This window comes from Actinophytocola sp. (assembly GCF_036555685.1).
Classification (GTDB): Bacteria; Actinomycetota; Actinomycetes; order Mycobacteriales; family Pseudonocardiaceae; genus Actinophytocola.
In genome coordinates this window covers 1-12,637 of sequence record NZ_DATBKY010000299.1, presented here as the reverse complement: position 1 = coordinate 12,637, position 12,637 = coordinate 1, and the positions used below count along the sequence as shown (strand labels likewise).

The window sequence follows — 12,637 nt, the reverse complement described above, 5'->3', positions numbered from 1 at the left end:
GGCGACCGGGTGAAGATCGCGAGCTGTCCACAGGCGAGGATGCGGCGAGCCGGAATGTCGGGATCCGTCGCCTAGCTGGTGTTCGGGTGCCGGAAGCCGCCCTGAGCTGCGGATATCACTCTTCTGCTACGAGGCGGAGATCACCCGAGGGTGGCGCGGCCGTCCGATTCGTGTTCGGATGGAGGCCACGGTGCGAGCCTCGTGAGCGCGAGGGCGGTGCACTCCCTGCCGTCCCGCCTGGCGTGCTCCGAGGCGCCAGCGGAGGTGTGATGCGCAAGGAGACGTTGGAGAGTTTCGTTCTCGGCGACGTACTCCGGTCCAGGGCGGACAGTCACCGGACCGAGCCGTTCCTCAAGTTCCGCGACGGGGAGCTGACCTACGGCGACGTCCATGACGAGGCCAACCGGCTCGCTCAGGGGCTGATCGCCATCGGGGTCGGCAAAGGCGACCACGTCGCGGTGATGTTGCCCAACTGCCCGGATTTCGTCCCGCTGATCTTCGCGCTCGCGCGAATCGGGGCGGTCGCGGTACCGGTCAACATCGCGCACCGGGGCGAGTTGCTGCGGCACGTGCTGTTCAGCTCGGACGCCACCACGCTCGTCATCGACGAGTCCTATGTAGACCGCATCCCCCCGGTCGCCGAGCGGTTACCCGGGCTCGGGCGGGTCGTGGTGCGCGGCGACCACACGGTCCCGCTCGGCAAGCCGGCGGTCTCGCTGGCCGGCCTGCGCGACCACGGCGACGACGAGCCCCGCGCCGGCATCATGTTCGCCGACCTGCAGGCGATCATGTACACGTCCGGCACCACCGGCCCCTCCAAGGGCGCCATGTGCTCCCACGCGCTCGCGCTGACCTGCGCCTACGACTCCCTCAACTACCTCGACCGCTGGGGCAAGACGATCTACTGCCCGCTCCCCCTCTTCCACGCCGCCGGCCTCTGGGACGGCATGATGTCCGCCCTGCTCGGTGGCGGCGCGCTCGCGGTCGTCGAGCGGTTCAGCGCCTCCCGCTTCTGGGACGACGTCCGCTACTTCGACGCCAAGGTCGCGATGAGCGTTTTCTCCATGATCCCGATCCTGATGGGCCGCGACCCCACGCCGGACGACAAGAACCACCCGCTCGAGATGTTCTACATGGGCAAGTCCGTGCTCGACGAGCCGCTGCGCGAGCGCTTCGGGGTGCGCTCGGTAGAGACGTACACCTCGACCGAGGCGGGCATCGCCACCGGCAGCCCGTACGGCGAGTGGAAGGTCGGCTCCTGCGGCACCGTCCACTCCGAACGCTTCCACGCCGCCGTCGTCGACGAGCACGACCGCGAGGTCGGGCCCGGCGAGCCGGGCGAGCTCGTGCTGCGGCCCAAGCAGCCGTGGGTGATCACCAGCGGCTACTACGGCACGCCGGAGGCGACCGCGGAGACGTTCCGCAACCTGTGGTTCCACACCGGCGACAAGGTCTGGCAGGACGAGGACGGCTACTTCTACTTCCTGGACCGCATGAAGGACTCGATCCGCCGCCGCGGCGAGAACATCTCCGCTTTCGACCTCGAGTGCGAGGTCAACATGCACCCCGCGATCCTGGAGAGCGCGGCGATCGGCGTGCCGTCCGAGCTCGAGGACGAGGACGTCAAGCTCGCCGTCGTGCTGCGGCCCGGCATGGCGCTGGAACCGGAGGAGCTGATCGGCTTCTGCACCGAGCGCCTGCCGAAGTTCATGGTGCCGCGCTACGTCGAGTTCCTCGACGCGCTGCCGCGCACCCCGACCGACAAGGTCGCCAAGTACCGGCTGCGCGCCGAGGGCCAGCACGGCATCACGCCGTCCACATGGGACCGCGAGGCCGGACCGCAGGCGCCGCCCCGGCAGGCCGCTGGATAGGAGGGTCATGAACTGGGAGGACACTCCCTCAGAAGCCGCGTTCCGCGAGGAGGTGCGCGCGTTCATCAGCGAGAGGTTCCCGGCCGAGTACCGGCCGGACCCGGTCGCGGAGCACAGCCTCGAACCGGAGGACGTGTGGGGCTACAACTGGCCCGCCGACCGGGTCAGCGACGATCCGGTGCGCCGCGAGGGCGCGCACCGGTGGGCCGCCGCCCTCGCGGAGCGCGGCTGGATCACCCCGCACTGGCCGGCCGAGTACGGCGGCGCGGGCCTGTCCGCCATGCGGGAGTTCATCCTGCAGGAGGAGATGATGCGGGCGCGGGTCCCGACGGTGAACGGCATCGGCGCGTTCCTGCTCGGCCCGACGTTGCTCGCGCACGGCACCGACGAGCAGAAGGCCGAGCACCTGCCGCCGATCGCGCGCGGCGAGCGGACGTGGGCGCAGGGTTTCTCCGAGCCGGGCTCCGGCTCGGACCTGGCCTCGCTGCGCACGAAGGCGGTGCGGGACGGCGATCATTATGTTGTCAACGGGCAGAAGGTATGGACCTCCCTCGGGGTGCAGGCGGACTGGTTGTTCGTGCTCGTGCGCACCGACGGCGGCGCCGGCTCGGACGCGCCCAAGCACAAGGGCATCACGTTCCTGCTCGTGGACACGGCGACACCGGGCGTGACCGTACGCCCCATCACCGACATTCGCGGCGACGTGCCGTTCGCCGAGGTCTTCTTCGAGGATGCCCGGATCCCCGTGGCGAACCGGGTCGGGGAGGAGAACCGCGGCTGGTACGTCGCCATGGACGCGCTGAGCTTCGAGCGCGCCGGCATCGGCGCCACGGTCAAGTTCGAGCAGGCGCTGTCCACACTGGTCACCTACGTGAAGGAGAACGGCGACCACATCCGCCCGGACCGCGCCCGCCTGCGGCACGAGATCGCCCGGCGCTACGCCGAGGTCCGGGTCCTCTACAACCTCGCCCGCTACACGGTGTCCAAGCAGGCGAACGGCGAGGTGCCGGGCTACGAGGCGTCGGTGAACCAGCTGTTCGGCGCCGAGCTCGCCGGCCGGATCGCGCGCACCGGCGCGGACGCGTTCGGGCCCTACGCCGAGCTGTGGGGCCGCGAGGGGGCCCCGCTCGGCGCCGCCTTCACCCACCAGCGGCTCGACGCGGTCGCGGCCACCTTCCTCGGTGGCACAACGGAGATCCAGCGCAACGTGATCGCCACCCGGGGCCTCGGCCTGCCCAGGAAGTGAACCTGTCGGAAGATGGAGAACATGGCATACGAAACCCTTGACGTGCAGATCAAAGAGCGGGTCGCCTGGATCACGCTGAACCGCCCGGACAAGCTGAACGCGCTGACGCCGGGCTCCATGCACGAGCTGCGGGCGATCTTCACCGAGATCGACGACGACGAGGACGTGTGCGTCGCGGTGCTGCGCGGAGCCGGCGACCGGGCGTTCTGCGCCGGCATGGACGTGAAGTGGTCCGAGGGCCTCACCCCGAAGGAGCGCGTCGAGCAGGGCAGGCTCGGCGAGAAGACCTTCTCCCTCATCGAGCGGACGTCGGTCCCGGTGATCGCCGCGGTGCACGGCTACGCGGTCGGCGGCGGGCTGGAGCTCGCGCTCGCGGCGGACTTCATCGTCGCCGCCGACGACGCGAAGCTCGGCCTGGTCGAGATCACGCTGTCGGCGCGCCCGCCGTACCAGCCGAAGTTCATGAACGGCGAACCCGACCCGGACCAGCCCGCGTTCGGTGGCTCGGCACCCGGCTGGGGCGGCGTGAAGCGGCTGCCGAAGCGGGTCGGCAAGGCGCGGGCCAAGGAGATGCTGTTCACCGGAGTCCGCCTGGACGCCGCCCGCGCACTCGAGTTCGGGCTGGTCAACAGCGTGTTCCCGGCGGCGGAGTTCGAGGCGCGCGTCGGCGAGCTCGCCGAGCGCATCGCCGCGATGAACCGCTACAACCTCCGGTTGGTCAAGGAGCTCGTGGACAACGAGTACGACTGGATCGAGCCGCACCCGAGCTGAGAGGCAGACATGCGTATCTATCGAATCGACCACGTCGCCCAGCTGGTGCCAGACCTCGACGCGCAGGTCTCGTTGCTGGCGAAGGTGTTCGGGTTCCGCGCGGTCTCCCGCTGGGACAACGCCGCCGCCGGCACCCGCGGCGTGCGGATGGAGATCCCGGGCAGCTGGGGGCACGCCTGGCTGGTGCTCTCCCCCACCGACGAGTCCTCGCCGCTGCAGAGGTGGCTGGACGAGCACAACGGCCGGCCGGGCCTGCACCACGTCGGCGTCGAGGTGCCCGACCTCGACGCGACGATCGCGGAGTTGGAGACGCGAGGCATCAAGCTGACCGACGGCGAGGCGGGCAAGTGGGCCGAGGCGTCGCTGTCGCCGCCGGAGCACGGGCCGGGCGTGCTGTTCCGCATGCGGGGGCCGGGCACGCTGGCGATGGCCGGCGACGACGCGCCGACGGCGGTCCAGCCGTCCGCAGTGGACGGTCCGACGCTCGGTGTGGTGGCGCTCGACCACATCTGCCAGGCGTTCCTCGACCGCGACGAGCTCGCCCGCTGGTACGGCGACCTCGCCGGCTTCGTCCAGGTGTGGCGCACGCCGGACGACGAGCACCCGGACATGGCCGACCTGGTGCTGAACGTGCCGGGCTCGAGCATCTGCTGGGAAGTCATCATGCCGCGCGGCGAGGACTCCTTCATCGAGAAGTTCTTCTCCCGCAACGGCGCCGCCGCACACCACGTCACGTTCCAGGTCGCCGACTGGGACGCCGCGCTCGCCGCGTGCGAGCACCACGGCATGAACACGTTCGACGACGAGGAGGGCGTGACCGACGGGGCGGCGTGGAAGCACACGTTCATCCACCCGAAGCAGACCGGCGGCGTGCTGGTGCAGCTGTTCTGGGAGGAGCGGCCGGGCGTGTGGGTGCGGTCGGACAAGATCCCGCCGGTGTCGCGCTGATGGACCTGACGCTCACCGAGGACCAGGAGCTGATCCAGCGCACGGCGCGGGAGTTCCTGTCCGCGCACGCGGGCGCCTCGGCCCGGGCCGTCGCGGGTGACCCGGCCGGCTACTCGACGGCGACGTGGAAGGAGGTCGTCGACCTCGGCTGGACCGGCGTCGCCTTCGACGAGTCGATGGGGTTTCTCGAGGCGTGCCTGCTGGCCGGGGAGTTCGGCCGGTTCGCGGTGCCGTCGCCGTTCACGGCGTCGCTGGTGTGCGGCATGGCCGTCGAGTCGCTGCGACCGGAGATCGCCGCGGGCCGGGTGTACACGTTCGCGTCCACAGTGGACGGTGTGGCCGAGCTGGTTCCGTACGCGGAGGCCGCGGACGGGTTCGTCGTGGCGGCCGGGGACTCGGTGTCGGTCGTGGAGTCGGCCGCCGAGATCGTGCGCCAGGACGTGATCGGCCTGGACCCGAAGTACCGGGTCCGGTTCGCCGGGCAGGGCGAACCGGTCCACGTCGCGCCGTCGCTGGTGCGCGCGTACGGCGCGGCGGCGACGTGCGCGGAGATGGTGGGCGGGGCGCAGGCGGTGCTGGACGAGTCCGTTTCGTATGCCACGCAACGGGAGCAGTTCGGCCGGCCGATCGGCGCGTTCCAGGCGGTGCAGCACCACTGCGCGAACATGGCCATCGACGTGCTGGGCTCGCGGTTCATCGCCTACGAGGCGATCTGGCGGCTCTCCCGCGGCCTGGACGCGGCCGTCGAGGTGGCGGTCGCGAAGTCGTGGGTGAGCGAGGCGTACCAGCGCGTGTGCTCGCTCGGCCACCAGATCCACGGCGCGATCGGCTTCACCGCCGAGCACGACCTGCACTTCCACACCAGGCACGCGATCGCGAGCGCGCTGGCGTTCGGGGACGCGGACGAGCACACGGAGGCGCTGGCGCGGCAGCTGGGGCTCTAGTCAGAGCGGCCGGGCCATGACCTGGGAGTCGGCGTAGCGGTGGACGACCGTGAAGCCCATCCGCTCGTAGAACCCGATCGCCCGCTGGTTCGCCAGGCCCACGCCCAGGTGGACGGCCGGCGCGCCGAACCCGCGCAGCCCGTCGAACAGGGCCTCCAGGAGCAGGCGGCCGTAGCCGCGGCCCTGCAGGCGCGGCAGCAGGTCGATGTGCAGGTGCGCCGGGTAGCGCTCGACGACGTCCGCGCTCGCCTCGGGCGGATCGTGGATCATCCGGATCAGGCGGTCGTCCGGAGAGTTCGGCGGGTGCACGCCCAGCGGGTAGCGGGACCGGATCGCGGGCCACCACTCGCGCTCGCACGCCTGCTCGAACGCACGGGTGTCCGGCACGCCGAGCACGTAGCCCGCGACGCCGGCCTCGTCCTCCCCCACCAGGGCCAGTGCCGGGGCGAGGTGCAGGTAGGGGCCCACGTAGATCTCGCCCAGCAGGTTCGGGTCGCGGTACATCGTGGACGCGTCCTCGCCGCTCGCGCCCGTGCGCAGGCAGATCTCGTAGAGCGCCCGCTCCTCGCCGGGCCGGAACGCTCGGATCCTCGGTCCCACGGGCACGATTATCGATCACGCCCGGACCCGGCGGTCCACGGGACCACGAACCGGAGCCACGCAGGCGTTGGGCGACCCGTCATTATGATGCCCGGAGAGTGACTGGGGAACTCCGATCCGCTCTGGGGGCGTGATGCGTCGGGTCAGCTGGCTCTTCGGTGTGTTCGCGATGATCTTGTGCGTCGCGCCGGCCACCGTGCTCGTGGGGCGGGAGGTGCACCGGCGCGCGGACGTGGACTGGACGCCCGTGCTGGCCGTGGGCGCGGCAGCGGTCGCCGGGATCCTGATCGCGCGCACGCTGCGCAAGGCGGTGTCCGGCCGCTACCTCCGGACGTCGATCCAGCGCCGCCGCGCCGGCGCCTCGCCGACGTTCGCGTTCACGCTCGTCGCCTGGGTGCTGGCCGGCACCGCCTTCGGGTACGCGGTCGGCACCTGGTTCATCGCCACCAACGTCGGCAAGCCGACTCCGGACAGGTACCTCCAGAACCTCGCCGGCTACCCGCTGCCGATCCTGTTCCTGTTCGCCGGGCTCGCGGTGCTCGCCTCGGCCGGCTACTACTCGTGGAGCTTCCGCAAGCGCCACGAGTTCCCGGTGCTGCGGCAGGCGGGGATCGCGATCGTCACCGAGCCGGGGCCGCCGCAGCCGGTGAAGGTCACGAAGATGTGGCTGACGGGCATGCTGATCGACGCCTCGCTCTTCGCGGGCGCGATCGTGCCCCGCCTGCTGTCCGACGACGACCGGCCGAGCGGGGAGGAGCTCGCGACCGGGGTCTTCGGCGTCCTGGCCGGGCCGGCGATCATCAGCTTCGTCCTCCTGGTTTTCCTGCTGGTGAACTGGTCGACGCGGCGCTCGGCGTTCGACGCGCTGCGGCAGCCGACGTCGATCGCGGCCATCGGCATCGTGCTCGCCGGGTTCGCGCTCGACCAGGCCGGCCAGGAGACCGCGGGCGGGATCGTCGCGCTCGTCGGCGTGCTGATCGGGTCGGCCACACTGCTGAACATCATGGACCGGGGCTCGCAGCCGTGGATGGGCTTCCTGTTCCTCGCGGGCAGCTTCGTGTACGGCTACCTCACCGCGCCGGACGGCCGTTCGGCACTGCCGCAGGGCGTCACGGGCTGGGTCGTCGCCACGCTCGCGGCCGCCTTCACGATCCGGCAGGCATGGCAGCACGGGCGCGACTGGACCAAGCTGGTGCACCCGAGCCCGGCGGCTACGCCACAGCTGTGACCTCGACGAGCCAGGCCTGCTCCGGGGCGAGCACCGGCGGGCGCAGGCCCACCTCGGCGAGCACGCGGCCGGTCAGCTCGCGCGGTGTCCACTCCGGAGCGTGCCCGATCGTCATGGGCGGGCCGGCCGGTTCGGCGACGTCGACCCGGTAGCGGCGCTCCGGGTCCAGGCCGGGCAGGCGCATCGGGGCCGGCACGCCGCGCGCCGACGTCGTCAGCTGGACGTAGGCGAACAGACCGGCCGAGGCGTCCCGCGCGACCACGCCGTGCACGTACGCGGCGGGGTCGGGATGGTCGGCCCGGACCAGCTCGCCCGCGTGCAGCAGGTCGCGCTTCTCCCGGTAGAACTCGATTCCGGCGGCCAGGGCCGCCAGCTCCCCGGGCGAGGCCGACGCGATGTCCCACTCGATGCCGAAGTGCCCGAACAGCGCGGTCGCGAAGCGGAACGGCAGCCCCTGCGTGCGGCCCGACGAGTGCACGGTCGGCGGGCCGACGTGCGCGCCGACCAGCTCGAGCGGCAGCAGCAGCGCGGTCCAGCGCTGGATCGTCTGCCGCTCCAGGGCGTCGTTGGAGTCGCTCGCCCACACGCGGTCCGTGCGAGCCAGGATCTCCAGGTCGACCCGGGCGCCGCCGGACGAGCAGCTCTCGATCTCCACGCCGGGGTGCCGCGCGCGCAGCTCGTCGAGCAGCCGGTACACCGCGAGCGTCTGGCCGTGCACGCCTGGGCGCCCGTCGTGGCCGGCCGCGACGAGGTCCCGGTTGTGGTCCCACTTGAGGAACGAGACGTCGTTGCCGGCCAGCAGCTCGTCGAGCCGCTCGAGGATGTACGCGTACGCCGCCGGCACGTTCAGGTCCAGCACCTGCTGGTGGCGCGCCCGCGGCGGCAGCACGCCGGCGCCCGGTCCGAGCACCCAGTCCGGGTGCGCGCGGTACAGGTCGGAGTCCTCGTTGATCATCTCCGGCTCGACCCAGATGCCGAACCGCATGCCGAGCCCGGTCACGTGGTCGATCAGCGGCCGGAGCCCGCGCGGCCACACGGTCTCGTCGACGTACCAGTCGCCGAGGCCGGCCGTGTCGTCGCGGCGGTGGGCGAACCAGCCGTCGTCGAGGACGAACCGCTCCACGCCGATCCGGGCGGCCACGTCCGCGAGCGAGCGCAGCCGGTCCAGGTCGTGGTCGAAGTAGACGGCCTCCCAGGTGTTCAGCACGACCGGCCGCGGCCGCACCGGATGCCCGGTCCGGGCGCGCATGAACTCGTGGAACGCGGCGGAGAGCCCGTCGATGCCGCGCCCGCTGTAGGCCGCGTACAGCCACGGCGACGCGTACTCCGCGCCCGGCTCGAGCGTCACCTCACCGGAGGACAACAGCTCACCGCCGCCAAGCGTGGCGGTGCCCTCGAGCATCCGCTCGGCGTAGGTCACGTGGTTGCCGCTCCAGGCCACGTGCACGCCCCAGACCTCGCCGTGCCGGAAGCCGAACCCGGCCGTGCCGGCCATGAGCGCCATGGTCGCGTCGTGCCCGGTCCGCCCGCGGCGGCTCTCCCGCGACCAGGTGCCGATGTCGAACGGCCGCCGCTGCGGGTGCCGCTCGCGTGCCCAGTGGCCGGTCAGGTCGAGCAGCTCGGTGGCCTGCGCGGGCACCGGCAGCGCCGCCTCCAGACCGTCCACAGTGTACGGTTCGGCGCCGTCGTTGGTGACCCGCGAGCGCAGCCGCAGCAGGCCGGACGGCGCGAGCTCGACGGTGATCTCCAGGTACAGCAACGCGTCCGGGTCCTCGGCCTCGACGCGCACCGACGACCGGCCGGCGTGGACGTCCGACACCCGGAACGACGTGACCCACGCCCGGCCCGCACGGCTGCCGCGCAGGCCCGGCCGGCCCTGGTAGCCGCGGACCGCCTCGGGCAGCAGCGCCACCGGCACCGGCCCGTCGGGCGTGCTGACCGCGCTCGGCGACACGGTCGCGTCGGCCAGCGCCAGCAGGTCCTCCTCGGACTGTTCGCGCAGCGGCGCACCCCAGTGCACGACCACGGGCAGCCCGCCGCCGCGGGCGTCCAGCACCAGGCTCACGGTGTCCGTGGACAGGTGGACCAGCGTCATCCCTTGGTGGCTCCCAGGGTCAGGCCGGCGCGCAGGTGCCGCTGCAGCACGAAGAAGATCACCAGCGTGGGGATCGCGACGATCACCGAGCCCGCGGACAGCAGGTTGTAGTCGGTGAAGAACTGGCCCCGCAGGTTCTGCAGCGAGCTCGTCACGGGCAGCTTGGCGCCGGTCCGCATGAATGCGACGGCCCAGAAGAAGTCGTTGTAGATCCAGGTGACCTGCAGCACCGACAGCGCGGCGAGCGCCGGGCGGCACAGCGGCAGCACGATCTGCCAGTACTGGCGCAGCACGCCGGCACCGTCCACCTGCGCCGACTCGTACAGCTCGCGCGGCAGCGTCTTCATGTAGTTGCTCAGCACGAACGTGCAGAAGCCGGTCTGGAACGCGATGTTCACCGCGATGACCGCGTAGTACGTGTCGTAGAGCGTGCCGGAGTCGCTGAACCAGAACGGCACCTCGATGTTGAGGAACAGCCGGAACAGCGGCACCAGCAGCGCCTGCTGCGGCAGCAGGTTCGCCGCGGTGAACAGCGCGAGCAGGGTCAGGTTGAGCGCGAAGCTGAAGCGTGCCAGCACGAACGCGACCGACGACGCGAGCAGCAGCGTGATGATCACCGACGGGATCACGATGATCGCGGTGTTGGTGAACGTCTGGCCGAAGTCGCCCTGCTCCCAGGCGTTCTTGTAGTTGTCCAGCGTGAAGCCGCCGACCGAGAAGTAGCCGTGCAGCGAGGTGTAGTCGAAGTCGCGCAGCGAGTTGTAGACGGCCCAGAGGATCGGGAAGATCCACCCCACGGCCATGACCGTCAGGAACACGACCAGCACGACCCGCGCCGGGCGCATCTTCTGCTTCCTGTGCACCGGTGGCCGCCGCGTGGTGGCCGCGTGCGTGCGCACGGTTTGCGTGGTCGTCATCGCTTCTGCTCCCGCATCACCTGGATCAGGTAGATCACGATGAACACGGTCGAGATCGCGATCATGATCGTGGCGAGCGCCGAGCCGAACCCGACCCGGCTCGCCTCGCCGATCACGTTCTGCGTCACCAGCGTGGAGAGGAGCTCCAGGCCGTTGCGGCCCTTGTTGATCACCCAGGCGATGTCGAACGCCCGCAGCGACTCGATCACGGTGATCACCACGATGATGATGTTCACCGGCCGCATCACCGGCCACACGACCTGCAGGAACGTGCGCACCTCGCCGGCCCCGTCGACCGCGGCGGCCTCGCGCAGCGCCGGATCGACGGCCTTCAGCCCGGCGAGGTAGAGCAGCATGATGTAGCCGGTGTGCCGCCAGCCGGCCGCGACGAGCACCGCCCACAGGTTGATGTCCGGGTCGCCGAACCAGTCGGTCTGCGTGCCGAGCACCTCGTTCAGCAGGCCCTGGTCGCGGGAGTAGATCAGCTGCCAGATGAAGCCGACCAGCGCGAGGGAGAGCACCACCGGCAGGAAGAAGATGCTCTGGTAGATCCGGCTGCCGCGCAGCTCGCGATCGAGCATGACCGCGAGCAGCATGCCGAGCAGCGTCGGGCCGACGAAGAACACGACCAGCCAGATGATGTTGTGCTGGATGGCCGGCGGGAACGGCGGGTAGTTCGTGGTGACGTTGCGGTAGTTCTCCATCCCGACGAAGTTGATGTCGCTGATGTTGCCGATGCCGTTCCAGTCCGTGAAGGACAGCACGATCGTGCCGATGGCCGGTCCCCACACCAGCCCGACGACGACGAGCGTCGGGATCACGACCATGAACGCGACGATCAGCCGGTCGGTGCCGGTGAGCGACCGCACCTGACGCGACTTGCGGGGACGGCGTGCGCGCACCGTCCCCGGGTCGCGGACCGCCGTGGCGGTCATCGGGTCAGCCACCGAAGATCGAGTTCTTCTGATCCTCGATCTTCTTGGTCAGCCCGTCGATGTCGTTGGGGTTGCGGATGAACTCCTGCAGCGACGGGATCATCACGGTGGAGGCGAAGTCCGGGCGGGTGTCGCGGTCGAGGAACTGCGAGATCGACTTGGCCCCGCTGACCAGCTCCTCGCCCTTCTTCTGCAATGCGTTGTAGCCGCTGGTGTCCGCGTCGTTGTGCGCGGCGATGTTGTTCGGGTCGGACTTGATGTAGGCCTCTTCCGCCTCCGCCGAGCCGATGTAGCGCAGCAGCTCCCTGGCGCCGTCCTCGTTGCGCGGGCGGGGCGCCATCATGACGCCGTCGATCGGCGCCTCGACCGCGTCGGTGCCCACCGCGGAGTCGACCTCGGGGAAGGGGAAGAAGTCGAGGTCGTCACGCTCGGCGCCCTCGGGGAACTGCTGGCCGACGAACATGCCGAGCAGGTACATCCCGCTTTCCTTCTTCAGCAACGACTGCGCGGCCTCCTGCCAGGTGCGGCCGAGCGCGTCGGTCTGGTGCAGCGGCAGCAGACCCTTCCACGTGTCGAAGACGGTCTTGACCTCGCTGGAGCTCCACGACTTCTCGCCGGCCATCAGCTGGACGTGGAAGTCGTAGCCGTTGATGCGCATGTTCAGGTAGTCGAACGTGCCCATCGCGGGCCAGCCGTCCTTGTCGCCGAAGGCGATCGGCGTCATGCCGTCCTTCTTGATCTGCTCGCAGAGCGCCTTGAAGTCGTCCAGGTTCGCGGCCGGCTCGTAGCCGTTCTTCTCCCAGACGCTCTTCTTGTAGAAGATCGCCCACGGGTAGTTGTAGAACGGCACGAAGTACTGCTTGCCGTCGAGCCCGGTGGAGGCCTTCTTGAAGGCCTCGGAGAAGTTGCCGCCGATCTTCTCCCAGACGTCGCTGATATCGGTTGCCAGGCCGCGCTGGGCGAAGAACTGCATGCGGTAGCCGGCGAACCACATGAACGTGTCCTGCGGCTTGCCCTGCAGGTAGCTGTTGATCTGCTCCTGGAAGGTGTTGTGGTCGACCGTGTTGACGTCGACGGTGCCA

At 70.5% G+C, this 12,637-nt stretch carries 11 protein-coding genes; 6 read left to right on the top strand and 5 right to left on the bottom strand.

Translation table 11 applies throughout. The annotated features are described in order from the left end of the window. Positions 1-284: 284 nt before the first annotated feature. From VH969_RS30845 to VH969_RS30825, 5 genes are read left to right on the top strand one after another with little or no spacing between them, the layout of a single operon-like run. Complete coding sequence (locus tag VH969_RS30845; RefSeq protein WP_331980708.1) at positions 285-1,871, top strand: AMP-binding protein; 1,587 nt, start codon at positions 285-287, stop codon at positions 1,869-1,871. Between the two features lie 7 nt (positions 1,872-1,878). Beyond that, positions 1,879-3,117 (top strand): acyl-CoA dehydrogenase family protein, encoded by a 1,239-nt coding sequence (locus tag VH969_RS30840; protein ID WP_331980706.1) that lies wholly within the window; start codon positions 1,879-1,881, stop codon positions 3,115-3,117. A 21-nt stretch (positions 3,118-3,138) separates the two neighbouring features. Continuing rightward, positions 3,139-3,888 (top strand): enoyl-CoA hydratase/isomerase family protein, encoded by a 750-nt coding sequence (locus VH969_RS30835; protein WP_331980704.1) that lies wholly within the window; start codon positions 3,139-3,141, stop codon positions 3,886-3,888. A gap of 9 nt (positions 3,889-3,897) precedes the next feature. After that, complete coding sequence (locus VH969_RS30830; protein WP_331980702.1) at positions 3,898-4,836, top strand: VOC family protein; 939 nt, start codon at positions 3,898-3,900, stop codon at positions 4,834-4,836. Next, positions 4,797-5,780 (top strand): acyl-CoA dehydrogenase family protein, encoded by a 984-nt coding sequence (locus tag VH969_RS30825; RefSeq protein WP_331980700.1) that lies wholly within the window; start codon positions 4,797-4,799, stop codon positions 5,778-5,780. Before VH969_RS30830 ends, VH969_RS30825 begins: the two co-directional genes overlap by 40 nt. Here VH969_RS30825 and VH969_RS30820 read toward each other — a convergent pair whose 3' ends face one another. Beyond that, positions 5,781-6,380: a GNAT family N-acetyltransferase gene (locus VH969_RS30820; RefSeq protein WP_331980698.1), complete on the bottom strand. Its 600-nt coding sequence runs from the start codon at positions 6,378-6,380 to the stop codon at positions 5,781-5,783. Between the two features lie 130 nt (positions 6,381-6,510). Here VH969_RS30820 and VH969_RS30815 point away from each other — a divergent pair, with 130 nt between their 5' ends. Next, positions 6,511-7,608, top strand: coding sequence for a hypothetical protein (locus tag VH969_RS30815; RefSeq protein ID WP_331980696.1), 1,098 nt, complete (start codon positions 6,511-6,513; stop codon positions 7,606-7,608). Here the strand turns inward: VH969_RS30815 and VH969_RS30810 are convergent. The 4 genes from VH969_RS30810 to VH969_RS30795 form a co-directional block, all read right to left on the bottom strand. Then, positions 7,592-9,703 (bottom strand): alpha-galactosidase, encoded by a 2,112-nt coding sequence (locus tag VH969_RS30810; protein ID WP_331980694.1) that lies wholly within the window; start codon positions 9,701-9,703, stop codon positions 7,592-7,594. The genes VH969_RS30815 and VH969_RS30810 overlap by 17 nt on opposite strands. Beyond that, positions 9,700-10,620 carry a carbohydrate ABC transporter permease gene (locus VH969_RS30805; RefSeq protein ID WP_331980692.1) on the bottom strand — a complete coding sequence of 307 codons (921 nt, stop codon included), beginning with the start codon at positions 10,618-10,620 and terminating at the stop codon, positions 9,700-9,702. Before VH969_RS30805 ends, VH969_RS30810 begins: the two co-directional genes overlap by 4 nt. Continuing rightward, a complete protein-coding gene (locus tag VH969_RS30800) occupies positions 10,617-11,555 on the bottom strand; it encodes a carbohydrate ABC transporter permease (RefSeq protein WP_331980690.1) in 939 nt (312 codons plus the stop codon). The genes VH969_RS30805 and VH969_RS30800 overlap by 4 nt, the downstream gene beginning before the upstream one ends. Positions 11,556-11,559: 4 nt before the next feature. Continuing rightward, on the bottom strand, positions 11,560-12,637 hold a 1,078-nt coding region (locus VH969_RS30795; protein WP_331980688.1), incomplete at its 5' end, for an ABC transporter substrate-binding protein.

Bases quoted from the DNA above. Each gene is read 5' to 3' on its own strand.
- VH969_RS30835 (WP_331980704.1), top strand. From the start codon at position 3,139: ATGGCATACGAAACCCTTGACGTGCAGATCAAAGAGCGGGTCGCCTGG.
- VH969_RS30805 (WP_331980692.1), bottom strand. From the start codon at position 10,620: ATGACGACCACGCAAACCGTGCGCACGCACGCGGCCACCACGCGGCGG.
- VH969_RS30840 (WP_331980706.1), top strand. From the start codon at position 1,879: ATGAACTGGGAGGACACTCCCTCAGAAGCCGCGTTCCGCGAGGAGGTG.
- VH969_RS30830 (WP_331980702.1), top strand. From the start codon at position 3,898: ATGCGTATCTATCGAATCGACCACGTCGCCCAGCTGGTGCCAGACCTC.
- VH969_RS30800 (WP_331980690.1), bottom strand. From the start codon at position 11,555: ATGACCGCCACGGCGGTCCGCGACCCGGGGACGGTGCGCGCACGCCGT.
- VH969_RS30810 (WP_331980694.1), bottom strand. From the start codon at position 9,703: ATGACGCTGGTCCACCTGTCCACGGACACCGTGAGCCTGGTGCTGGAC.